19 protein-coding genes are annotated in these 24,388 nt (G+C 58.2%); 8 read left to right on the top strand and 11 right to left on the bottom strand.

Annotated features, from left to right (window positions below; translation table 11 throughout):
* Positions 1-22 precede the first annotated feature (22 nt).
* On the bottom strand, positions 23-856 hold the full coding sequence (locus tag R5M92_RS05520) for a pyruvate, water dikinase regulatory protein (RefSeq protein ID WP_346798447.1): 834 nt from the start codon (positions 854-856) through the stop codon (positions 23-25).
* 292 nt (positions 857-1,148) lie between these two features.
* Between R5M92_RS05520 and ppsA the strand changes: the two genes are divergently transcribed.
* Together ppsA and ggt are read left to right on the top strand one after the other, a co-directional pair.
* Complete coding sequence (gene ppsA / locus R5M92_RS05515) at positions 1,149-3,521, top strand: phosphoenolpyruvate synthase (RefSeq protein ID WP_346798445.1); 2,373 nt, start codon at positions 1,149-1,151, stop codon at positions 3,519-3,521.
* Positions 3,522-3,640: 119 nt separating this feature from the next.
* Complete coding sequence (gene ggt, locus R5M92_RS05510) at positions 3,641-5,437, top strand: gamma-glutamyltransferase (protein ID WP_346798444.1); 1,797 nt, start codon at positions 3,641-3,643, stop codon at positions 5,435-5,437.
* Positions 5,438-5,458: 21 nt separating this feature from the next.
* Here ggt and R5M92_RS05505 read toward each other — a convergent pair whose 3' ends face one another.
* Together R5M92_RS05505 and rraA are read right to left on the bottom strand one after the other, a co-directional pair.
* On the bottom strand, positions 5,459-7,348 hold the full coding sequence (locus R5M92_RS05505) for a glycerophosphodiester phosphodiesterase family protein (RefSeq protein ID WP_346798442.1): 1,890 nt from the start codon (positions 7,346-7,348) through the stop codon (positions 5,459-5,461).
* A 73-nt stretch (positions 7,349-7,421) separates the two neighbouring features.
* On the bottom strand, positions 7,422-7,910 hold the full coding sequence (gene rraA, locus R5M92_RS05500) for a ribonuclease E activity regulator RraA (RefSeq protein WP_346798441.1): 489 nt from the start codon (positions 7,908-7,910) through the stop codon (positions 7,422-7,424).
* Between rraA and R5M92_RS05495 the strand changes: the two genes are divergently transcribed.
* Entirely contained in the window at positions 7,909-8,070 is a 162-nt protein-coding gene (locus R5M92_RS05495) for a hypothetical protein (RefSeq protein ID WP_346798440.1), read from the top strand. The two genes, rraA and R5M92_RS05495, sit on opposite strands and share 2 nt — an antisense overlap.
* On the opposite strand, the gene acnB is transcribed toward R5M92_RS05495, so the two are convergent.
* Positions 8,055-10,661: a bifunctional aconitate hydratase 2/2-methylisocitrate dehydratase gene (acnB, locus tag R5M92_RS05490; protein WP_346798438.1), complete on the bottom strand. Its 2,607-nt coding sequence runs from the start codon at positions 10,659-10,661 to the stop codon at positions 8,055-8,057. The genes R5M92_RS05495 and acnB overlap by 16 nt on opposite strands.
* Before the next feature lie 436 nt (positions 10,662-11,097).
* Between acnB and R5M92_RS05485 the strand changes: the two genes are divergently transcribed.
* Both R5M92_RS05485 and R5M92_RS05480 read left to right on the top strand, forming a co-directional pair.
* Positions 11,098-11,733 (top strand): tRNA-(ms[2]io[6]A)-hydroxylase, encoded by a 636-nt coding sequence (locus tag R5M92_RS05485; protein ID WP_346798437.1) that lies wholly within the window; start codon positions 11,098-11,100, stop codon positions 11,731-11,733.
* A 32-nt stretch (positions 11,734-11,765) separates the two neighbouring features.
* Positions 11,766-15,662, top strand: coding sequence for an AAA family ATPase (locus R5M92_RS05480; RefSeq protein ID WP_346798436.1), 3,897 nt, complete (start codon positions 11,766-11,768; stop codon positions 15,660-15,662).
* 71 nt (positions 15,663-15,733) lie between these two features.
* Here the strand turns inward: R5M92_RS05480 and R5M92_RS05475 are convergent, their stop codons facing one another.
* Together R5M92_RS05475 and queC are read right to left on the bottom strand one after the other, a co-directional pair.
* Complete coding sequence (locus R5M92_RS05475) at positions 15,734-16,006, bottom strand: YkgJ family cysteine cluster protein (RefSeq protein ID WP_346798434.1); 273 nt, start codon at positions 16,004-16,006, stop codon at positions 15,734-15,736.
* On the bottom strand, positions 16,003-16,641 hold the full coding sequence (gene queC, locus R5M92_RS05470; protein WP_417339064.1) for a 7-cyano-7-deazaguanine synthase QueC: 639 nt from the start codon (positions 16,639-16,641) through the stop codon (positions 16,003-16,005). Before queC ends, R5M92_RS05475 begins: the two co-directional genes overlap by 4 nt.
* A 191-nt stretch (positions 16,642-16,832) precedes the next feature.
* Here queC and yegQ point away from each other — a divergent pair, with 191 nt between their 5' ends.
* From yegQ to R5M92_RS05455, 3 genes are all read left to right on the top strand, one after another.
* A complete protein-coding gene (gene yegQ, locus R5M92_RS05465) occupies positions 16,833-18,266 on the top strand; it encodes a tRNA 5-hydroxyuridine modification protein YegQ (protein ID WP_346798431.1) in 1,434 nt (477 codons plus the stop codon).
* 95 nt (positions 18,267-18,361) lie between these two features.
* Complete coding sequence (locus R5M92_RS05460) at positions 18,362-18,781, top strand: SRPBCC family protein (protein WP_346798429.1); 420 nt, start codon at positions 18,362-18,364, stop codon at positions 18,779-18,781.
* Positions 18,771-19,436 carry a VTT domain-containing protein gene (locus tag R5M92_RS05455; RefSeq protein WP_346798427.1) on the top strand — a complete coding sequence of 222 codons (666 nt, stop codon included), beginning with the start codon at positions 18,771-18,773 and terminating at the stop codon, positions 19,434-19,436. Before R5M92_RS05460 ends, R5M92_RS05455 begins: the two co-directional genes overlap by 11 nt.
* A 77-nt stretch (positions 19,437-19,513) precedes the next feature.
* Here the strand turns inward: R5M92_RS05455 and R5M92_RS05450 are convergent, their stop codons facing one another.
* From R5M92_RS05450 to R5M92_RS05430, 5 genes are all read right to left on the bottom strand, one after another.
* Positions 19,514-21,055 (bottom strand): diguanylate cyclase, encoded by a 1,542-nt coding sequence (locus R5M92_RS05450; RefSeq protein WP_346798425.1) that lies wholly within the window; start codon positions 21,053-21,055, stop codon positions 19,514-19,516.
* Between the two features lie 102 nt (positions 21,056-21,157).
* Positions 21,158-21,397, bottom strand: coding sequence for a DUF2789 domain-containing protein (locus R5M92_RS05445; protein WP_346798423.1), 240 nt, complete (start codon positions 21,395-21,397; stop codon positions 21,158-21,160).
* Between the two features lie 76 nt (positions 21,398-21,473).
* Positions 21,474-22,544 carry an asparaginase gene (locus R5M92_RS05440; protein ID WP_346798421.1) on the bottom strand — a complete coding sequence of 357 codons (1,071 nt, stop codon included), beginning with the start codon at positions 22,542-22,544 and terminating at the stop codon, positions 21,474-21,476.
* A 71-nt stretch (positions 22,545-22,615) separates the two neighbouring features.
* A complete protein-coding gene (locus R5M92_RS05435; protein ID WP_346798420.1) occupies positions 22,616-23,815 on the bottom strand; it encodes an MFS transporter in 1,200 nt (399 codons plus the stop codon).
* 13 nt (positions 23,816-23,828) lie between these two features.
* Positions 23,829-24,332 carry a hypothetical protein gene (locus R5M92_RS05430; protein WP_346798418.1) on the bottom strand — a complete coding sequence of 168 codons (504 nt, stop codon included), beginning with the start codon at positions 24,330-24,332 and terminating at the stop codon, positions 23,829-23,831.
* Positions 24,333-24,388: the final 56 nt, after the last annotated feature.

Genomic DNA, 24,388 nt, shown 5'->3' with positions numbered 1-24,388 from the left:
GGCCGGGGCGTGATGAGTTCATTCAACGGGGCGAGAAGCGCCGTGCCAAACCGGTTTCGGCAATCATGCGGGTGGATATCTCCTCAACGGAAAAGCGGGTGGTGTCGATAGAGGGGATATTCATCGTACGGTAGAGCGATTCCGCCTGTTCCACTTCCTGCATGCATTGATCCATTGAGCTGTAACGGCTGTTGGGCCGCCGTTCATGGCGAATGGCGGCCAAGCGCCGCGGGTCGATGGTCAAGCCGAACAGCTTGTGGCGATGCGGAGCGAGGGATTTCGGCAGTTTCAGGACGCCATCCTCGTCCTGGTCATCTTCGGTGAGCGGATAGTTGGCCGCACGAATTCCGAATTGAAGTGCCAGGTAAAGTGACGTCGGCGTTTTGCCGCAGCGTGATACGCCGACGAGAATGATATCGGCCTGGTCGTATTGATGGGTTCGAGCGCCGTCATCGTTGTCCAGGGCGAAATGTACCGAATGGATGCGATCCATGTAGACATCCTCGCTGCCGATCGAATGGGTGCGCCCCACGCTGTAGGAGGAGTGGGTATTCAACTCCTGTTCCAGCGGCTCAAGGAAGGTAGAGAAGATATCCGCCTTGAAGCCCGGCGCCTGGCGAATGACATCTCGTATGCCCTGGTCGACGATGGTGTCGATGATCAAGGGGCGATGGCCGTCCCGGGCTGCTGTCGCTTCGATCACCTTGAGCAGCTCCCGCGCCTTGTCCAGTGTGTCCACGTAGGGCTTGGTTATCATGGCGATTTCGACATTGGAAAACTGCGCTAACAGGCTGCGTCCCAGACTCTCCGCCGTTATACCAGTACCATCGGAAATGAAAAAAGCGGTGCGTGTCATCTGCCTGGCCCTTGCACGAATAAGTATAAGAAAACGGTATTGTCGGCCGAGGCTCTGGAGTGTACAACGGTTTTCGCCTCTTCCCCTTGCTCGTGCATCGGGTTTACTCTCGTAGCTGAAATTTCCTGCGGCGCGACTACAGAAATGAGCGAATTCCCCTGTTTGTTGTAAAAAACCTTCACTCCCTTCGATGTTAGACCAATGGCGAATACCCCGGTGCGGTGATAGGGTGACAGCGTCCATTTCTGGCGGCCCTCCTGGGCCAAACGGTAGCGTTATACAAGGGGGTTGCGTGGAAGAGTACATTCTGTGGTTCAATCAGCTAGGTATGGCCGATGTCGAACGCGTGGGGGGAAAAAACGCATCACTCGGCGAGATGATTTCGAACCTGGCGGGCGCCGGCGTCACGGTGCCGGGAGGCTTTGCCACCACCGCTCATGCCTACCGTGAGTTTCTGTCCCATGAAGGACTCAACGAACGCATCAACCAGGCTTTGGCTCGGCTGGATGTGGATGATGTAAAGGAACTGGCTACGGTAGGGTCGCAGATTCGTCAGTGGATTATCGATACGCCCCTGCCCCCGGCGTTCGAAAACGCCCTGCGCGAAGCCTATGACTCACTGCAGTCCAGGCATCAGGATCTCAAGGTCGCCGTGCGCAGTTCCGCCACTGCTGAAGATCTCCCCGATGCATCGTTTGCCGGCCAGCAGGAAACCTTCCTCAATATCGAAGGCTTCGACAATATCAAGCGAGCGGTACATGAGGTCTTCGCCTCGCTGTTCAACGACCGTGCCATTTCGTATCGGGTGCATCGTGGCTACGCTCATGAGAACGTCGCGTTATCGGCGGGCGTGCAGAAAATGGTGCGCTCGGAAACCGGCGCCAGCGGCGTGATGTTCACACTGGATACCGAGTCCGGTTACCGCGATGCCGTTTTCGTCACCGGCTCGTGGGGGCTGGGCGAGACCGTGGTCCAGGGCGCCGTCAACCCCGATGAATTCTACGTGCACAAGCCCACCCTGGCGGCCTCACGGCCTGCGGTATTGCGCCGCAATCTGGGTTCCAAGTTGATCAAGATGGTGTATACCGAGCAGACCAGTGCCGGCAAGTCAGTCGCTACCGTGGATGTTCCCTTGGCCGATCGAAACCGCTTCTGTATCGGCGATGACCAGGTCATGGCATTGGCGCGCCAGGCCGTCACCATCGAGCAGCATTATGGCCGCCCCATGGATATCGAATGGGCGCTGGACGGCGACGATGGCGAGCTGTACATCGTCCAGGCTCGGCCCGAAACGGTGGTGTCCCAGCAGGAAGGCGGCAAGCTGGAACGCTTCCATCTCAAGGAAAAAGGCAGAACCCTGGTTACCGGCCGTGCCATCGGTCAGCGTATCGGCCGCGGGGCGGTAAAGATCGTGCTTTCTCCCGATGAGATGGAGAAGGTCAATCCGGGTGATGTGTTGGTCACCGACATGACCGACCCTGATTGGGAGCCGATCATGAAGCGCGCCTCGGCCATCGTGACCAACCGGGGCGGGCGAACCTGTCATGCCGCCATTATTGCCCGCGAGCTGGGTATCCCTGCAGTGGTGGGATGCGGTGACGCCACACAGCTGCTGGAAGAGGGGCGGGACGTGACCGTCTCCTGTGCCGAAGGCGATACCGGCCATGTCTACGAAGGCTTGCTGGAGTTCGACTGCAAGGTTTCCAGTGTCGAGTCCATGCCCGAGATTCCGTTCAAGATCATGATGAACGTGGGTAACCCCGATCGCGCCTTCGGTTTTGCTGGCTTGCCCCACGCCGGGGTCGGGCTGGCGCGGCTCGAATTCATCATCAATCGCATGATCGGGGTCCACCCCAAGGCGCTGCTGGAGTACGATACGCTACCTTCTGATCTGCAACAGATCATCGATTTGCGTACGGCGGGATATGCCGATCCGGTCAGCTTTTATGTCGACAAGCTGGTGGAGGGTATTTCCACCTTGGCGGCGGCTTTCCATCCCCAGCGGGTAATAGTTCGGCTATCCGACTTCAAGTCCAACGAGTACGAAAACCTGATCGGCGGCAAGCTGTATGAGCCGGGAGAAGAGAATCCCATGCTCGGTTTCCGCGGGGCGTCACGTTACATCTCCGACGCCTTCCGCCCCTGTTTCGAGCTGGAGTGTCGTGCGCTCAAGCGAGTCCGCGAAGAGATGGGCCTGGACAATATCGAGATCATGGTGCCGTTCGTACGTACCACGGATGAAGCGCGCGAGGTGGTGGAGCTCCTGGCAGCCAATGGGCTCAGGCGGGGCGATAACGGTCTCAAAGTCATCATGATGTGCGAGCTGCCGGCCAACGCCCTGCTGGCGGATGAGTTCCTGAAATATTTCGATGGCTTCTCGATCGGCTCCAATGACCTGACTCAGCTTACGCTGGGGTTGGATCGCGACTCGGGTATTGTCGCTCACCTGTTCGACGAGCGTAACCCGGCAGTGAAGAAGTTGTTGGCCATGGCAATCGAGGCGTGCAAGGCTCAGGGGAAATATGTGGGGATTTGTGGTCAAGGGCCCTCGGATCACCCGGACCTGGCCAAATGGCTGATGGAGCAAGGCATCGATTCCGTTTCGTTGAACCCCGATGCGGTACTGGAAACCTGGTTCATGCTGGCGGGAGAACAGATCGCCTGATCGTATCGCTAGCTCCATGTTCCGACAGACGCCCGGCTTATGCCGGGCGTTTGCATTGTGATGCGGAAATATCGACTATGCTCATTTCACCCTCCTGAACTTCATTGAAGGAATCGGTCATGCTTCAACGGCTCAGCTTTGGCACCTTCTCATGCTTGCTGGCGCTGCCGATGTCGGCGCTTGCCTTTACCTACAATTCCCCTTCGATCGAGCCCGAGGTTGCCTCCGGCTATGAAGAGAAACCGGGCTGGTCGGCGGAGCGTTTCGCCGTGGCGGCAGCCAATCCGCTGGCGACCGATGCTGGCTACCAGGTACTCAAGGCGGGTGGTAGCGCCATTGATGCCACCGTAGCGGTACAGATGGTACTTGCCCTGGTGGAACCGCAATCCAGCGGCATCGGCGGTGGGGCATTTCTCATGCATTATGACGGCAACGAGGTACAGGCCTACGATGGCCGCGAAACGGCACCGAGTGGCGTGGACGAAGCGTTGTTTCTGAATGAAGAGGGTGAGCCGCTGGAGTTCATGGAAGCGGTTGCCAGCGGGCTTTCCGTCGGTGTGCCGGGCACGTTGAGAGTGCTGGAGATGGCTCACGCCGAGCATGGAAAGTTACCCTGGAAGGACCTTTTCAGTCCCGCCATCACCTTGGCGGAAGAGGGCTTTGCCGTGAGCCCTCGCCTGCATACCAGCGTGGCGGAAGAGACCTATCTGCAAGATGACGAATTGGCTAGAACGCTCTATTACTCGCAAGACGGACAGCCGGTTGAAGCGGGCGAAACGCTGCGCAACCCTGCTCTTGCCGCAATCTTGCGTACCATAGCCGAGCAGGGTAGCGCGGCGCTCTATCAAGGTGAATTCGCCGAAGACCTGGTGGCGCGTGTGCAATCACACCCGCAGCGCCCAGGCGAGTTGACACTGGAAGATCTGAATACCTATGAAGCCGTGCAGCGGGAACCGCTTTGCACGCCATGGCAACAATGGGAAGTGTGCGGTTTTCCGCCGCCATCTTCAGGCCACCTTACCATCATGCAGATACTCGGCATTCTCGATCATTTGCCGATGGTGGAAGCGCCCCTTGAAGGGGGAGAGCCCGGCGACACTTATCTGCATCAATTCCTCGAGGCCTCGCGGTTGGCCTTCGCCGACCGCGGCCGCTATATCGCGGATCCCGATTTTGTCGAGGCACCGGGCGGGGACTGGAAAACAATGCTGGCGCCGGAGTACCTGCAGACCCGCGCCGAGCTGATCGAAAACGATGTAAGCATGGGCGAGAACGCCGAGCCGGGCCGGCCCGGAGAGCTTGCGACCTCGTGGGCGACGCAACCGCAGCAACCGGAATACGGCACCAGCCATATCAGCATCTTGGATGAAGAGGGCAATGCCGTGGCCATGACCACCACTATCGAGCAGGCGTTCGGGTCACGCATCATGAGCGATGGTGGCACTGGACTAGCGGGAGGCTACCTGCTCAACAATGAGCTCACTGATTTCTCTTTCACTCCTGAAGTCGATGGAGAACCGGTCGCCAACCGGGTCGAACCGGGTAAGCGGCCGCGTTCCAGCATGAGCCCTACCTTGGTCTTCGAGCGGGAAAGTGGTGAGTTGGTGGCCAGCCTGGGTTCACCGGGTGGTGCGGCGATCATCCATTACACGGCACGTACCCTTGCTGCCCTACGCGATTGGGGGTTGGATGCCCAGGAAGCACTGGAATTGCCCCATGCGATCACCTTGGGCGGGCCGGTATATCTCGAGCAGGATCGCTTCCCCGAGGAAACACTGAAAGCCTTGCAAGAACGTGGCCACGAGGTAAGTGAAAGAGAACTGACCAGCGGTCTTCAAGCGCTGGTACGTCAGGAAGATGGCACGTTGCGAGGGGGAGCCGATCCGCGCCGGGAAGGGGTGGTAATGGGTGATTGAGTCCTTCCTGGCGCTATCCTGTCATTGGCGTAGCCAGTTACGCAGCTTGACCAGCATCAGGGCGCCGTCGCTTAGTTCGCGGCGCTCGTCCATCAGCTCTCTCAGGTGCACCGGATAGTCGGTGATGATGGCGTCCACGCCAAGGTCGATAAGTTGCGACATGCGTGCGCGTCCGTTGACCGTCCAGGCATGAATCTCGTAACCGAAACGATGGGCCAGCTCTATCTCCTCCTCGCTGATGCGCGTGTGGCGTAGTCCCAGGGCATCGAAACCACTGCGGTTGAGCGTCCCCGGAAGAACCAGTTGAGCGAGCAGGGTGATGCGCAAGTCGGGTTCACGAGCCTTGAGGTAAGTGGCCATCTCGGGGGACATGGTGGCCAGACGCATCTCCTGCATGACGTCACGATTCCCACATTCGGTCAGCGCTTCCGGGCGGTCGGCATCGAGGCGTTGGTAACACGCGGTACGTTGTTCGGCTTCTTCGCGCAGCGTGGTCAAGACGGCTTCCGCCAAGGCTCGCTCCTCGCCGAGAAGCGGTTTCATGTCGATCATCAATCCCGCCTTGCCGCGTACCGCCGTCAATGCCTGGTCCAGCCCGGGGATGGTTTCGCCGATGAAACGGTCGCCGAACCAGCTACCCACATCGAACTCCTGCAGCTCCTGCCGAGTCAGCTCGCCGAATTCACGTGGATCACCGGTAAGTCGCATCATGTTGGTGTCGTGATAGAGCAGAACTTCGTTGTCGGCACTGAGCCGAACATCGAGCTCGATATAGTGGGCCTGGTCAGCCACGGCTTGCTGAAGAGCGGCAATCGTGTTTTCCGGCGCTGTCATTGAACTACCGCGATGGGCGATGATCGTCACTTCATCGCGAATTTCGAAGCTGTTGACGATCCACCATGCCTGGCTGGCAGCAAAGAGCAGAACACTAAGCTCGACGGCCCACGCCAAACGTCCCGGGTGAGCGTCCGGCTGTGGTGGCAAAGGTCGTGGCGCCTCATGGGCGAGTCGCATGTAGAGACAAGCGGAAAGCAGCGCATTGGCGGCAACACCCAAAAAGGTGACGGTCAGGGTTATCAGTACGTAGCCGGTCAGGTAAGCCAGCATGGCGGGAATCAGTACCGCGTTACGTTCCGGTAGCCACCATAAAAGCGGGGTGACGACTTCATCGAATACCCAGGTGACTAGAAACGGCAAGGCAACGATCAGTACGAGCAAGCTGATGATAGCTATCGCGATGGAGCGTCGCCAGCCCCGGGTCAACGAGACACTGCGCTTGAGGGCTGCACGGGGCCCCTGGCCCTCGAGTATCAGGACCGGCAAGGCCAGAAGCCAGCGTAGGTACAACCAGGCAGCCACAGCCGCCCAGCAAAGCACCAAAGGTAGCGCTGACACCAGGAAATACCAGAATGCTGGGGGGCGTATGCGTTGGACATAATAAGGATCAAGTCCACCGAGCCAGAAGTCATAGAGCCAGGCGCAGGCAAACATGAAAGGCGCGAGGAGCAGCAAGTGTGAACCCACCTGCATTACCACGAGCCCAGACAATGCGGGAAGCCGGCGCAGGCACCGCCATAGTGCCTCGAACGCTAATCGATAGTGATTGTCGCGGGGGCGCACCGCGACCAGCATCATTCCAGCATGTTGCAGATAGAGCAGCAGGAAGCTCAACCCCACTACCACCAGCATGGTGAGCAACCCGACTGGACTGAATATCAGCGCCATGAACTCTTCGATGCCGATCACCGTGCGCTGAAGGCGTGCCAGAAAATGGCGAATGATCCAGGCGACCAAGGGGAGCAGCAGGGCCGAGGCGAGCAGAGTGAAAAAAAGATGATACGCAATCAACGGCCGGAGATGGTCGCGTAGCGTCCTGGCGACATCGGAGCCAAGGCGGGAAAGTGGCAGCATGGACGGGAACATCATCGAAAATGAATCATCAGGATGGCATCGCAGCTTCCATCCTGACAAGTCGGCAGAAGCACTAAACCGGCAATTTCAGTTCGTTAGTGGCGATGAGTACGCCATTGTTATCGGCATACAACCATTGCCCCGGCACCAGGGTGGCTCCGGCGAAAGTAACCTCTCCATCGCGTTGGCCCTCACCGCGTTTCTCGCTCTTGCGCGGGTGATGGCCAATCGCCTGCACGCCGAGTTCCAGCTCGGCCAGAATATCCACGTCGCGAACACAGCCGTACATCAACACACCGGCCCAGCCGTTCTTCACTGCCTGTTCCGCCAGCATGTCGCCGAGCATGGCGCAGCGGTGTGAGCCACCGGCATCGACGACAAGCACGGCACCATCGCCGGGCTCGGCAACGGCTTGCTTGACCAGAGAATTATCCTCGAAGCACTTGATGGTGCGTATTGGGCCGTAAAACGCTTCTATTCCACCATAGTTGGCAAAGATAGGGTTGAGAACGGTCACTTCGGGATAAGTGTCACAGATATCGGGGGTAATGATCGTAGGCATGCTACTTTCCTTTTCCTTCTGCTCCATGGATAAAAACACCCCGCGCTGCGATGCAGGCGGGGTGTCGGTCATCGGCTCAGACTCACGGGTCGAAACCTATTTCGTCTGCGATGTTGCGAGCATCGGCGACGAGTCGGTGCCGTCTCAGGAAGCTTCCTGAGCCACCGGGATCACGTTCGAGGCCATCTTCTGATACTCCTCGATTTCGTGGAAGTTCATGTAACGATAGATTTCACCAGCCATGGCGTCAAATTCGCCCATGTAACGCTGATACTCTTCCACACTGGGCAGGCGTCCTTCAACCGCCGCGACTGCCGCGAGCTCCGCGGAAGCCAGGTAGACATTGGCCCCGTCACCCAGGCGGTTGGGGAAGTTGCGGGTGGAAGTGGATACCACCGTGCTCTTGGCCGCGACCCGCGCCTGGTTGCCCATGCACAGCGAGCAGCCGGGCATCTCCATGCGTGCACCGGCACGACCGTAGATGCCGTAATAACCCTCTTCGGTTAGCTGATGCTGGTCCATCTTGGTCGGCGGAGCCAGCCACAGGCGAGTCTTGAGGCTACCGGCGGGCTGTTTCTCGAGCAACTTGCCAGCGGCGCGGAAGTGGCCGATGTTGGTCATGCACGAACCGATGAAGACTTCATCGATCTTCTCGCCAGCGACATCGGACAGCAGACGGGCATCGTCCGGGTCATTGGGCGCACACAGCACGGGCTCTTTCAGTTCGTCGAGGTCGATCTCGATGACTTCAGCGTATTCGGCATCCTTGTCGGCCCGCATCAGGCTGGGGTTGGCAAGCCATGCTTCCATGCCTTCGATGCGACGGCTGATGGTGCGTTCGTCACCGTAGCCATTGGCCAGCATCCACTTGAGAAGGGTGATATTGGACTGCAGATATTCGCTCACGCTCTCTTCGGACAGCGTGATGGTACAGCCCGCCGCACTGCGCTCGGCGGAGGCGTCGGAAAGCTCGAACGCCTGCTCGACGGTAAGGTCGTCGAGACCTTCGATCTCGAGCACGCGTCCGGAAAAGGCGTTCTTCTTGCCGGACTTGGCTACGGTCAGCAACCCTTGCTTGATACCGTAAAGCGGGATCGCATGAACCAGGTCACGCAGGGTAACGCCCGGCTGGCGCTTGCCCTTGAAACGGACCAGTACCGACTCCGGCATATCCAGAGGCATCACGCCGGTGGCGGCGGCGAAAGCCACCAGCCCCGAGCCCGCGGGGAACGAGATGCCCATCGGGAAGCGGGTGTGAGAGTCGCCGCCGGTACCCACGGTATCGGGCAGCAGCATGCGGTTGAGCCAGCTGTGGATGATACCGTCGCCCGGGCGCAGTGAAACGCCGCCGCGGTTCATGATGAAGTCAGGCAGGGTGTGGTGGGTATCCACGTCGACCGGCTTGGGGTAGGCAGCGGTGTGACAGAATGACTGCATCACCAGGTCGGCCTGGAAGCCGAGACACGCCAGATCCTTCAATTCGTCGCGGGTCATCGGGCCGGTGGTGTCCTGAGAACCCACGGTAGTCATCTTGGGTTCGCAGTACATGCCCGGGCGAACGCCTTCGAGGCCACAAGCCTTGCCGACCATCTTCTGGGCCAGAGTAAAGCCCTTGCCGGTGTCGGCGGGCTGCTCGGGCAGGCGGAATACGTCCGACTGGGGCAGACCCAGCGATTCGCGCGCCTTGCCGGTGAGACCACGGCCGATGATCAGCGGAATGCGGCCGCCGGCACGGACTTCATCGAGGATCAGCTGCGTTTTCAGTTCAAATGTGGTGACAACTTCGTCGGTGCCGTGCTTGCACACCTTGCCTTCGTAGGGGTAGACGTCGATGACATCACCCATCTCGAGGTTGGACACATCCATCTCGACGGGCAGAGCGCCTGAATCTTCCATGGTATTGAAGAAGATGGGAGCAATCTTGCCACCGAAGCAGAAGCCGCCGGCCCGCTTGTTGGGCACGTAAGGAATGTCGTCGCCGAAGAACCACAGCACCGAGTTGGTGGCGGACTTGCGCGAGGAGCCGGTGCCGACCACATCACCCACATAGGCGACGGGGAAGCCCTTGGCCTTAACCTCTTCGATTTGTGCCAGCGGTCCCTTGGTACCGGGCACCTCGGGCTCGATGCCATCGCGCTCGTTCTTGAGCATGGCATTGGCATGCAGTGGAATATCGGGACGTGACCAGGCATCCGGCGCGGGAGAAAGGTCGTCGGTGTTGGTCTCGCCAGGCACCTTGAAGACGGTCAGGGTAATCTTGTCCGCCAGGGAGGGCTTGGACAGGAACCACTCGGCTTCGGCCCAGGATTGAATGACTTCCTTGGCCACTGCATTGCCGTTCTTGGCGCGCTCTTCCACGTCATGGAACGCATCGAACATCAACAGAGTATGCTTGAGCTGTTCGCCGACTTCCTGGGCCAATTCGGCGTTATCCAGAAGCTCTACCAGCGATACAATGTTGTAACCGCCCTGCATGGTGCCCAACAGCTTGACTGCATGGATCTTGTCGATCAGGGGCGAATGTGCCTCGCCCTTGGCGATAGCGGTCAGAAAGCCCGCCTTGACGTAGGCAGCTTCATCGACGCCGGGGGGAACGCGGTTGGTGATCAGATCAAGAATAAACTCTTCTTCGCCTGCGGGCGGAGTCTTGAGCAGTTCAAGCAGTGCAGCGACTTGTTCGGCATTCAATGGCTTGGGTGGGACGCCTTCGGCGGCGCGTTCTTCTGCATGTTGGCGGTAGGCTTCAAGCACGGTGGGGACCTCTCATCTGTTATGATGGCCGAAGCGAAATATCGATAACCAGCATCGATATGAAGCGCTTGGGCAAGTGCAATGCTCTTGACAAACAGCGTGTCGCTAAGTGGCCGCGATTCTACGGTAAACTGTCGACAATGTTAAGCTGGCGAGGCTTTCACGACCTTGTACTTTGGATTGATATCGACCTTTTCATCATGCCTGACCGTAGGTAAACAGGGCGGTAATGAGTGAATAGGATATCGTTTGAACGGGGCGTGATTACTGTGTTGCCACATCGAGTCGCCATCCTTGAAGAACAAACGAGCTGCGAACCAGGTTGGCGATTAAAAAAGTTAATTCTTTCCATTTAATTCTTATATGTTAAATTTTGTACACAGTTTTAATGGCCCGCCTAATGTTGCTGGCGGCAACTCTCCAACCGATCAAGCCCATGAAACCATCCGCCCATGGCATCACTGCCGAAGATCTCTTGCCCGCCACGTTGGTCGACTTCCTGGCGTGCCCGACTCCCATGGCCTGGGTCGAGTGGGCCCTGGCCAATCCCGATCTCTTGTTGATCGACCATGCGCAATGTGAAAAGAAGGCCGCTTCGACGGCGATGAGCTTGTTATACCGTCATGTCGACCAGCCCAACTTGCTGAGCAAGATGGCGCAGCTGGCGCGAGAGGAACTGTTGCATTTCGAACAGGTGGTCAAGCTGATGGAAAATCGGGGCGTAGCCTACCGTCATCTGAGTGCTTCGCGTTATGCAGAAGGGCTGCGGCGTCATGTCAGGACCAACGATCCCGACAAGCTGATCGACATTCTTATCATCGGCGCCTTGATAGAAGCACGTAGCTGCGAACGCTTTGCCCGCCTGCTGCCTTATCTGGATATGGAGCTTGCCAAGTTCTATCGCACTCTGGTTAAGTCGGAAGGGCGTCATTTCGAAGATTATTTGATGCTGGCCAAGGAGCAATCCCGTACTCCCATCGACGATCGCATCGCTTTTTTTGTCAATTGTGAAGCTGAATTGATCAACGCGCCGGACACGGCATTTCGTTTTCATAGCGGCGTACCCGCTTAGGCTAGCCGCTTCCGTCAGGCAGGATATGTATCATGCGCGACGCTTGTGAATCTGACCAACTGATCCTCCTCGGTCATTTTTCCCTGACCCAAGGTGACGATGTCCTGACGCAATTCAGTTATGACAAGGTCAAAGCGCTGCTGGTGTATCTGCTGCTCCATCGCCAGCCTGTCAATCGTGCCGCTCTGGCGGAACTGCTGTGGCCGGATCAAGGCCTCTCTTCGGGGCGCACCAATCTGCGCCACGCGCTGCACTGTCTACGCCAATCGCTGGGCGACAATGCCGAGGAAGTATTGAGCGTTTCCCGCCAGACCATCGCCTTTCAGTTACCGTCCCGTTGGCACGTGGACTTGCACTCTCTCCAGGCCTTGCTGGAAGGAACGCGCGATATCGAGACCTTGACGGCGCTGCTCGAGTGTTACCAGGGCGACCTTATCGAGGAGCTGCAGCTGACCAATTGCGCCGAGTTTCAGCGCTGGCTGGTTCGGGTGCGTAATGAGTGGCGTCAGCGAGTGATTCGGTTTGCCGAACAAGTACTGGAAGCGCATACGGAGGTGCCGGATCATGTTCTGGAGGCGCTGGTCAGCCGTTTTTCCGGTTACGGCCCTTTTCATGAACGCCTGGTGCGCCAGTTGGCCGAAAAGAATCAAATGGCCGCGGCTCACGAGCAGTACAACAGCTACCTGCAGCTGCTGGCGCTATCTGGACAACAGCCTGAGCCGGGGTTTCTCCAGCTCGCCAGCTACTGGTCCGATAACCATCATGATCCCCGTGCGATGTCTCCTCAGGGGGCATTCTCCCGCGCCCTGGCAGCCGATAGCAGACCCCTTCGAGACGATGAAATAGAGCTGCGCCAGCTCTCCGTGATGGCAATCCGCCTGCGCCTGGAAGGGGACTGGCAGGATCGTGCCGAAACTCGCCACTGCCTGGGCTTGCAACTCGAGCTACTGCGCTGGCTGGAGCAGCAATGCCACCATCTGGGCGGCTTCTGGCTGCCCGGAGCCACAGGAGGCCTTGGTCTGGCGTGCTTCGGTACCCACGGACCCGCCCACCAGCTGGCGGAACTGGTGGCCCTGTATGAGCATTGTCGTCAGGCCTTGCCCCAGGAGTGTGCCAAGCACTGGGCCGGTAGCGATGAGCCACCGCATTTTGAACTTTCGGCAGGTCTCAACAGCGGTCGGGTGGTGTATTTGCCGGAACGTCAACTGGCCGATCCCCTGGGGCAGGTCACCCAGGTTTCGATCGAGTTGATGAGCGCAGCGGAAGGCAGCGAACTGGTGATCTCGCAAGAAGCCAGTCAGCACATGCCGCCGGCACTGGACTTGCAGCCCCGCCTGGTTTCACGCCTGATTGCCAGCGATGGCAGGGTACGTCTGCGTGCCTTGGTGCTGGGTCAGAACGAAGGTGGGCGCGAGGCCTTGCCACCTAGCCTGGTGGGCCGGGAAACCTCATTGAGAACACTTCGTGACGCCCTGGCACGAGCGGGCATCGGCCTGCGCCAGAGTGTGCTGGTACGCGGGGCTTCGGGCATGGGGAAATCCGCCTTGATGGTCGGATTTCGCCAGCTCGAACTTAGTCGTGATGCAGCGATCTGTTGGCTACCCACGACCCGGCTTTCGGTACTTGAGCCTTACGGCGTGGCGCGGGCGCTACTTGCCTGGCATCTGGACTGCAAGCCGGATATTGCGAGAGTCGAGGCGCTTCGACAGCATCTGGCGATGCCACCGCTCGATGATGAGCGAGCCCAGTTGCTGGAAGAAGCCATGGGGGTGCGCGACGTTCAGGAGCTCTCCCAGATCACGCAAAACGGCGAAGCCACTGAGCTTGTGGTCAACCTGCTGCAGCGGTTGGTCACCCACCTGGCCGAGAGCCGAACGCTCGTCCTGATGATCGATGACCTGCAATGGCTGGATGAGCCCTCCTTCAAGGTGCTGGCGGGGCTGCAGGCGCGTCTTCCCATCAATACCGCCTTTATGCTGGTGGCGAGCCATCATGGGCGTGAAACGTTGCCGGCCAAGTTGCACTGGGACCAGCAGATCACCCTCGGCAGGCTGGATGCGGTGCAATCTTCCCGTTTCCTTTCGCAACTGGCACGCCGTTATCGTATTCATTTCAGTCCGCGCCTGCGCAATCAGATCATCGAGCGTTGCGATGGGGTGCCGCTTTACCTGCAGGAGATATGTCGCCGCCTGGACATGGATCGGCGCGAAGGGCGCAGCGTGCAATTCGACGAATTGCCCAAGGGCCTGCTGGGTTTGTTGGCCAGCCGAATCGACCAGTTGGATGCCGACCGGGAGGTCGCTCATATAGCGGCAGTGCTGGGGAAACGCTTCCGTCTGGATTTCCTCATGGAATGCAGCGGCTGGGAAATGTCACGCCTGACCCAGGCGCTCGAGCACATGCGAACGCTGGAGATCATCGAGCCCGTGGAGAAGGAGGGCGGCGCTCACGAATACCAGTTCAGTCACCAGCTACTGCAGGAAGCGGCTTACCTTTCCTGTCCGCGTGATGTCAGAGTACACTTGCATCAACAGGTGGTGAACCTGATCGAGGAGCGCTTTCCCGTGTGGATCAGCCGCCACCCTGGTGATTTCGCCACTCATTTGCGACGCAGCGGCCATTACGCCAGAGGAGCGCGTTACTTCGAACTTTCCGCTCGCGAAGCACTGAAGGTCAGCGCCAATCGCACGGCCCTGCGCATGGCCGATGCGGGGTTGGCCAGCTTGCGCCACGTGGAGCATGAGGTCGAGCGTGAAGTCAGCCTGCTCACCGTACGCGGACAAGCCGCCTTCGCTCTTGAAGGACACGGCTCTCCGACCGCCCATGAAAGCTTCGTACGGGCTCGCGAATTATTGATGGTGACGGGAGAAGAGACGGAGGATCCCGAGGATCTGGAACAGATATTTCTGGTGAAGTGGGGGTTGTGGGTCGGCAGGAGCCAGCGCAATGCTCACGCGGATGCGTTCGCGCTGGCCTCCACGCTGGCAGAAATCGCCTCTCGGCTGGATGACCCTCGTTATCGCCGCCTGGCGGACTATGCTCGTGCCCATTGTGAATACTGGGCAGGGCGTATCAGTCAGGCAAATGATCATCTCGATGAGATCGATCCGCTCAACTCGCCCATGATGATCGAATGGTTACCGTTTTCCGATCACCCGCAGGTGACGGCGGCCTGTTTTCAGGGCTGGGCATTGTGTCTGCGGGGCAATTATCAACGGGCGGAGCGGCAAGTCGCGTCGGCAATTCGTCTGGCGGAGAAGATCGGTCATCCAGGCACCTTGGCAATGGCACTACTGTTCGCTGCTGCACTCTATCGCCAGCTGGGGCATGTTCACCTTGCGGCACGCCATGCAGAACAGGCGGCGGCAATGACCGGTACGCCCGATCTGCAGTTGTGGCAGATTTCCGCCCAGGGTGTGCTTGGCTGGCAGCGGGCATTGTCAGGCGACCCCGGCGGGTTGCAGCAGATGGCGGATAGCCTGGATGAAATGGCGGAACTTAACGGACGGGATCGTTTCCAGCGTCCGGTTCTGTGGTATGCCGACGCCTGTATCGCACTGGGTGAGCTGAAGACCGCGGAGGACTATCTCGATCAGTGTCTGGTCATTGCTCGCGAAAGAACTACCTTGTTTCTGCCCGAGTTGGCGACTCAGTTGGCCAAGGTGCGCGATCTTCTGGGGCATCCATCTGATGAAGTGAAAGCGCTGCTGGAAATGGCGCTAAGCCAGGCGAGAGAACATGGTAATCGACACCAGGAACTTGCTGCACTGGAATTGTGGCTGACCCGGATTGCGCCGGAAGATGAGCAAGCCCGCGATACCTTCCGCCATTTGCTGAGTGACGTCAGCCATAGCGATGCGCCTGTGCTGGTGCGTTGGGTCAGCTTGCTGGATCGCCGCCTGCCGCAAAAAGCTAGCCTGGAAAGCTGAGACGATACTGTACGCAACTTGTCCGAGCCGCCGTTATTTCCCTTGCAGCTTTGTCAGTCAACAAGACTCGGTCAGGTGAGGGACTCGAGTTCACTGAGGATACGTATCGCCTGGTAGCGATCGGTCCCGCAGACGTGGGGGTCGAAGCCGAATCGCTCGCACACTGCGGGCCGATCGGCACGGCCGAAAAGCCGGCACAGGTTGTTGGCATCGAGTTGCACACAGCGCACCCCGGCGGGTTTGCCTTCGGGCATGCCGGGGATGGCCGAGCTGATCGACGGGGCAATACAACAAGCGCCGCATCCCGGACGGCAGCCGGCTGGTTGTGGCGCGTGACAACTCATGACGAAGGCACCGTGACGTAAGCCAGCGGGTCTTCCATGCGATTGGCGGCAAAAGCTGCCAGCCGTTCGCGACAGCTCCCGCAACGCCCGCAAGCAAGCGCCTCGCCACGATAGCAGGTCCATGTCTGGGCATAATCGAGATTCATGGATATTCCTGCCGCCACTATCTCGGCCTTGCTGCTGGTGAGGTAGGGCGCATGGACTTCGATGGGAGAAAAATTGGCGATTTTTGCCACGTCATCCATGCGTTGCACGAATTCGGGCCGACAGTCGGGATACAGCGTATGGTCGCCGCCGTGTGCCCCGTAGTCGACGCGCTCGGCACCGATATTGACTGCCTTGGCTATCGCCAATGACAGCAGCACCATGTTGCGATTGGGGACTACCGTATCGGTCAAGTTGTCGGGCTGGTAATCCCCTTCGGGTATGTCTCGTTGATTATCGGTGAGTGCGGAATTATCGATCAAGCCATGGATGGCGCGGATATCAACGACCTGATGGGGTACCTGCAGTCGCTGGCATACGCCTCGTGCGACCTCGAGTTCCTTGGCATGACGCTGGCCGTAATCAAACGAGAGGGCGTGAACATTGGCTCCCTCACGCAAGGCTCGGTGAAGCACCGTGTATGAATCCATTCCTCCAGAATAGATAACCACAGTAGTGACGGGGCGCGCTGAAGCCATTGAACGCTACTCTCAGGAAGGGATGAAGGCGCGTATTCTAGCCAGCCAAGGCGGCAGTTGCTAGAATTCGCTCCCTTAGATTTCCTACCGCGCGACTCGGGTATGGCTTGCCCGACGCGCCGCTGCCAATGTGGTGAACCTTGATGAATGCGCCCGAACTGCTGTCGCCCGCCGGCACCTACAAGAACATGCGCTATGCCTTTGCCTATGGAGCCGATGCCGTATATGCGGGGCAGCCGCGCTATTCGTTGCGGGTACGCAACAATGATTTCAAGATCGAAAACTTGCACAAGGGGATCGCTTACGCACACGAGCGGGGCAAGCAGTTCTACGTGGCGTCCAATATCGCTCCTCATAACAGTAAGTTGAAGACCTACCTGCGCGACATGGAACCGGTGATCGAGGCGGGCCCGGATGCGTTGATCATGTCCGACCCGGGTTTGATCATGATGATCCGTGAACGCTGGCCCGAGCAGGTTATTCATCTTTCAGTCCAGTCCAATGTCGTCAACTACGCTGCCGCGAGATTCTGGCAGAGCCAGGGCATAAGCCGGATCATCCTGTCGCGTGAGCTGTCTCTGGCGGAAATCGGCGAAATCCGTGCGGCCTGTCCCGATCTTGAAATCGAGACTTTCGTCCATGGTGCCTTGTGTATCGCCTATTCGGGACGTTGCCTACTTTCGGGTTACTTCAATCACCGCGATCCCAACCAGGGCACCTGTACCAATGCTTGTCGCTGGAAGTACAACACGGTTGCCGCTGCCACAGACGAAACCGGGGACCTGGTGCCAGCCAATTCCGCGAGGGCGCATGCGGCGAGTGGAATCTGGACGCCGGAACAAGGTGGCTTGATTGCTTCCGGTGGTGGCAGTGCCGAGATGCCCAGCGTACCGGGTGAGAGTACGGCTACGGCGGGCGGCGTCGAAGGTCAGGATGAACTCTCCGCGCTGATAGAAGATCGTACGCGTCCCGGTGAGCTGATGCCGGTGCATGAGGATGAGCATGGCACCTATATCATGAACTCCAAGGACCTGCGCGCCGTGCAGCATGTCCCGCAATTGACGCAGATGGGAGTGACCTCGCTCAAGATCGAAGGACGCACGAAATCTGCCTACTATGTGGCGCGCACTGCTCAGGTCTATCGTCAGGCGATCGACGATGCGGTGGCGGGCAGACCTTTCGATATACGGCTGATGGACGAGCTGGATAACCTGGCCAATCGTGGCTATACCGAGGGCTTCTATCGGCGTCACGTGCACGATGAGTACCAGAATTACGAGCAGGGTAATTCGGTGGGTGTCCACCAGCAGTTTGTGGGAGAAGTCATTGGTTATGATCCGGACCGCGGGATTCTGGAAATAGACGTCAAGAATCGTTTTGAAGTCGGCGATGGCATGGAGCTGATGCTTCCCGGCGGCAATCGGCGTTTCACGCTTGAGCATATCGAGAACAAGCGTGGAGAATCCGTTGCTACCGCGCCTGGATCGGGTCATGTCGTCAAGATTCCCGTACCCGGCGAGCCAATCTCGGGAGAGCGCATCGAATTCGCCTTGTTGATGCGTGACCTCGGACGCTAGCCATAGATAGTGGAAAGGTCCATGTAAGGTGGACAAAAGGACGTGTAGTGGAGATGCTAGGTGATGTCAGGAATGCTTCACTATAGGGAACGGGTATGGCCACGATCGAACATAGCGAAATCGTCAAGGCTTCACCGGAGCGGGTTTTTGCCTTGCTACGCCGTGTCGAGGATTTCGCCGATTATTCGGATCTCATTCAGGCTATCGAGCCTCTGGGAGGCGAACGCTACCGTTGGCACGTGAAAGCGGTTGGCATGAACTGGGCGTTCGATGTCGAAGTGACGGAGGCCAAGGCACCCGAAACGCTGGCTTGGGAGTCGCTTGACGGAGTAAAAAACCATGGGCGTTATCGATTGCGCCCGGTTGCCGAAGGAACGCTGGTATCGTTGAGCCTGACCTACGAAATTCGCAATCGGTTAATGGCCAAGGCCGTCAATAAGGCGGCGACTCCGCTGGTGGGAAAGGTGAGCCGTCAGATACTCGAGCGTGTCGAAGCACGTCTGCATGAAGCGTGAACAGGGTTGTCGTTGGGTTTGGCTGACGCTGGGGGCGCTGCTGGCGATGGCCGTTTATGCTTGGGTGTGGCACACGCCCGAGTTGATAATGTTCAAACAGTGGGCGATGGAAGCCTCTCATCATCCTTTAGTGGTGATGGGGGTCATGCTTATTATCGCTCTGACGTTAGCGATCGGCTTACCTGGTAGCATCGGTTTGTGGCTGATCGCGCCTTTCTATACGCCTTGGCTAGCGACATCGATGTTGACGCTGAGTAGTGTTGCGGGCGCCTGGGGAGCCTACCTGCTGGCGGCGAGATTGGGTAAGAGTCTACGTCCGAGTAAATTTACCCTGAAAATTATGCATATCCTAGAGCAGCGAAGTGATTTGCTGACTCAATGTGCCTTGCGGGTCTTGCCGGGTTTTCCTCATTCGGTCGTCAATTACGCGGCGGGACTATGTCGTCTTCCCCTGGAAAGGTTTCTGCTTGCCGCTGCCGTCGGATTGGCAATCAAGTGGACGGTTTATAGCAATGCCATCTACGGAACATTGCAGTCGTTGGAGGGGGAGGACGCTCTGACCTTCGAAATAGTATTGCCTTTGCTGGCATTAACCCTTTTATTATTATTTGGGGCCTGGATGCGTCGGCGCCTGGTCTCCGACAAGCGCGACTAAACCGGTTCCGCTGTGGTCGGTCTTGCATCGAGTAACCAATCTCAGACTCAAGTCTTGTTATTCTCGTTCTCGATAGCTCAAGCGCTATCCATGAAGCGGGAAATTCGCGCGCGTCCTCTCCGTTTTGCCAGATACATGCCCTGATCGGCGGCTTCTATCAGCTCCAGGGGGGACCGGAAAATAGCATCGCTCATGCTGGCAATGCCAATCGAAGCGGTAACCTTGATCGGCTCTCCCTTCACTAGCGCCAATACACTCTTCGCTAATGAGTGCGACAACGACTGCGCCAGTTCCTCCGCCTTGGCAGCCGTCTTCTGCGGAAGAAGCACGAGAAACTCCTCGCCACCATAGCGACCCACAAGACATTCATGCTCATCACTAAGTGCAGCGAGCAACTGGGCGAAGCTACGCAACACTTGGTCGCCGACCTGGTGGCCGTGACGATCGTTGAGTTGCTTGAAATGATCGAGATCGATGAATATCACACTGAAAGGTGAATCGTTTCGCTCGGCTTCGTAAAAGAACTCGTTGAGATGCTTTTCCAGGTGAGAGCGATTGGAGATGCCGGTCAAGGGATCGGTGCGGCTCTGGTGATCGAGAAGCTCGTTGTGCCTCTCCAGTTCCTTGAATTTCTCTCGTTCAGCGGAGAGCTGCTCATGCAACCGTTGATTCTGGTTAAGCAGTGCCTGCCGGGTTTCCAGCAGCAGATTTTCGGCATCCAGATGAGGCGGCATGATGATGTTGAATAGCCGTGTCATCGGCGGAAGCAGTTCTTGTAGCTGCTGGATGACCTGCGAGAACAGTTCCGGGTTCAACAGGCTGCCGGGTTTACGAGACATGAAGAAGTCGTTGAGACGTTTTTCGGGTTCTTCCGATAACCAGGCCTCCGCTATCTGGCTGGAAAGGTTCAGGCAATAGCCGCCTGGATCCGAATTTGGGTAGATATCATGGCTGTTGGCGATCCCGGTAGCAAGCGAGACAGGGGCTCCCCAACTCAATGACAACCAGGCGCCCGCAAGTGCATGATCGCAGCCATAGTCGAGTTTTTCCTGGGCGACCAGCGCGTCATGATCATGGAGATGCTTTTCCACGATAACCGGATAGTAGCTATCGATTTCATGGAACACCAGCATCCCGATATCCTGCAACAGCGCGAGAGTGAAGAGCTGGGTGGATTCGGCGGGACAGAGGTGCTCACACAGGCACTGTACGCTCAGCGCGGCGATGATGGCTCGCTGCCACAAATGCATGTGGCCCGGGACGTTCTTGGTCGTATCGATAAGCGAGAAACCCAGCACTACCGCCAGAGTAGTGTCTGTACCTAGCCGATTTACCGCCGCTTGGCAAGAGCTGACCGGCGGCTTGTCAGCACCGTGCAGCGCGCTGTTAGCCACTGAAATGAGGCGTAGGGTAAGGGCCGGGTCGCGTTCGATGGCTTTGATATACTCGCTCAACGAGCTATCGGGATTCCGTGAAGCTTGGAGCACTTGAAAAACAACCCCCGGGATCGCCGGGAGAGTACTGCAGTTCTGCAGATGCTCAGCCACCAAGCAGGGGAGCTCGGGAAGGGGAGCTTCATCATTGCCTGATGGTAAGGGGGATGTCGGTGAATGGAGCATAAACGCCTCGTTGACTTCATGAAGTCTAGTCCAAGCTTTTCGTCCTGCTAATCTCTGTAGAGGAGAACGGCTTGAGATTATAAGTTATGGTTTATCAGAACATTATTGTTGCTTGTGCATTGACGCATCAAGATGATCCACTACCTCCGCCCAGTCGGCGTCTTCCTGTACCGCTTCGCGCAGAAGTTCAGCTTGCCCTTCATTCCAGCATGGGGCCTCCGACAAGGACATATTGGGAGGCAGCGGTGAGTTCCGAGAGATGAACCTCTCGATCGAAGCGGCATCCGAAGGCAGCCCGAGTTGTTCAAAAAGCTCACTAAAATGATGGACTGGTTGTTCCATAAGTCGTGTTCTCCTTTATGCGTACGTACTCATTCATTAAACATAGCGGCAATTAATCCTAATGGCACGTGAAACTTCAACGTTCTCCTACCAGAGGGGTGAGAAAACGCCTGCGCCGGTCTGTATCGTCGATAGGCTGGGCCAGCAGGTGGACAAGCTTCGTATAAGCCGCTTCGGGCGTCATGCCATCACCCGAAAGCACGCCGGCCTCTACCAGGTCATGGCCGGCCGCATAGCTGCCGAGATGAACGCTACCCTGCGGGCATTGGCTAATACCGGCGATCAATTTGCCTTCCCCGCTGGCGGTGGCCAGCACTTCGAGCAGTTCGGGGTGTGGCGGGAAATTGCCCGCTCCCCATAACTGCAGCAATCCGCCCTGAACGCGTGAATCTCCCAGCCAGGCTTCAAGCTGCCATGGAGCTATACCCGGCCATAATGAAATACGTACCACCTTGCCTTCTCCCATTCCATGGTAGTCGGCTAGCTCGAAGCGTGGTGCGCCTCGTTGGGAGGCTGCCAGGCCATGGCTTGGGTAGTAAACGAATTCTTCTCCTATGCGCTCGCCGAGCAATGGGTGATTGGGACTGGTAAATGCCATGGGGGACTCTGTGTGCTGCTTTGTGGTGCGCACGCCACGCAGTAGTTGCCCCGCAAAATAAACCGCAACCTCTTGAAGGCCGGAGTTACTGGCAAAATGCAAGGCTCCCTCGATGTTCTCCAAGGCATCGCCATTGGCGACTTCCAGCGGCTGCATGGCGCCGGTCACTACCACGGGGCAAGCGAGGCCCTGCAACTGATAGGCAAGGCTGGAGGCGCTCCAGCTCAGGGTGTCGGTACCATGCAGAATCACGAAACCATCATAGTGCTGATATTGAGTGGCGATATCGCTGGCCAATTGTTGCCATGTGACAGGATTCGCCGCACTCGAATCAATGGGCGTGGAGTAACTGATAATGTCGAAACTGGGGAGACGCTGTCGATTACGCGCTGCCAGGTGTGTCAGGGCCTGCTCCAGGCGCTCGGCAAAATGGCTTCCGGGAGCCAGCCCGTGGGGGGTCATTTCCATGCCTATGGTGCCTCCCGCGTAGATCACGAGTAACCGAGTATCCTGGGGAGCCGTGGCGGTAAGGTTTTGTGGATAAGCCATGATCCTACCTATTGGATAGCCTGCATGAAATGGCGTGAACCGGTCGAGGGGAAGGCTCCCTCGGATGCCCGTTAATCGCGATGTGTCATCAGCTCACCGGTTGCGTCGTCGAGGCGGTGGTTGCGTCCTGCCAGCAGGGCGAAGGCGCTGGAAGCCCCTATCAGTATCATCAACAGCCAGACGATATGAGCCAGACTGGCGCCTTGCTGGAGCATCAACCCTACACCTAGCGGTCCAAGAGATGCCAGGGTATATCCCCCTCCTTGAACCAGGCCGGATAATTGTCCAGCCAGTCGCGAATTGGCGGTACGCAGCACCAATAGGGTGAGGGCCAGGCTGAAGCTTCCTCCTTGGCCAAGGCCCAGCAAGGCCGCACCCGGCCAGCGCCACTCAATCGGCGCCATCAACAAGAGCCAAAGGCCCAGGGCGGTGCAGCCCATCACTACCATCAGCGCCGGTCGCTGGTCGCGTCCCAAGCGGGCAAGCCATGGGGCGCCGAGCGCGGAAGCCAGTTGGCACATGATCGATATGGCCATTGTCCAGCCTGCCTCGGCCTCGCCATAGCCGCGATAGATCAGCAGTGTAGGCAACCAGCCAAACACGATGTACGCCATTGAGGATTGCATCCCCATGAAGAACATGACTTGCCACGTCAGGGGCTTCTTCAATAAAGGTCCCAGCATTTTCTGGTTGATCTGGGCGAGTTGGGTGGTGCTTTGACGTGGCATCAGCCCTTGCCATAGCCCCAAGGCCAGCAAGGCCAGCAAGGCCCAGCTCATCAGACCCGCTCGCCAGCCGCCCAGGGCCTCGGTCAAGGGTATGCTCAAACCAGCGCCCAACGCCCCGCCGAAACACAGGGCCATGGTATAAAGGCCGGTGACAAGGTCGGCTCCCACCGGTAGTTCACGCTTGACCAAGGCCGGTAACAGCGTGCCGCCAATGCCGATGGCGCCTCCCGCCAGAGCCGTGCCCAAGAACAGAAATAAAGGCGAGGGCACCCCGCGTAAGAGCAAGCCGCCGGCAAGCAGGAGCAAGGCAAGACTCAGCGCACGCTCGCTACCCAGGCGGTGGGCCAACCATGGAGCCAGTGGCGCCGCCAGGCCCAGGCATAGCACAGGAAGCGTGGTCAGGGCACCGGCACCAAAGGCGGACAGTCCGGCATTCTCTTGCAGCCTCGAAAGTAATGGGGCCAAGGAGGAGAGAGCGGGTCTCAGGTTGAGACCCACAATCACCATCAAGAAAATGAACACCAGCGAGCGGCGTGGCAACATGACTAGCCCAGGGTTACTTCAAATGGGGGCGAAGGTCGCCTCGTACGGCATCCAGCAAGGTCAGAAAATGCTGGTCACGCGGTGATTCGATACTGTCAACCCTGGCCTGTGTCGCCATGCCCTGGTCTATCAGCAAACGATCGAAGATTTCCAAGGTCACCTTGCGAGCAGGCTGTTTACCCACTTCCACAGGGCCCGTCTCCAGGCTGAAGGTTTCCAGCAAGGTAGCTCTGACCCGCGTGGTATTGCCTTCACTGAGAATGCGCCTGATAAAGAGCCAGCCTTCGCAGGGAAGGGATTCGCCGGTTTCCTGCTCGCGCAGATACAGGGTGCGATAACAAGCGCCTTCGGTCGAGGCTTTTTCCGCCATGCTGCGGTAGGCCTTGACCACTTGATCGGCGGAGACGCGTGCATCCATCAAACGCTGAGAAATGCCCTGATGTTCACGGCTCAACTGCTCCTGACGCTGAAAGGTCAACCAGCGTCGGTACTCGGCCAACAAGTGAGAAGGCTCCATGGCGGCTCCAGATTTATGTTAGGGGCAATGAGGTAGCAACCATCGCATATTTCTAA

Source organism: Halomonas sp. Bachu 37 (assembly GCF_039691755.1).
GTDB classification, from domain to species: Bacteria; Pseudomonadota; Gammaproteobacteria; order Pseudomonadales; family Halomonadaceae; genus Vreelandella; species Vreelandella kashgarensis.
The sequence above is the reverse complement of the archived record's forward strand: the minus strand, read 5'-3'. Positions and strand labels throughout refer to the sequence as shown.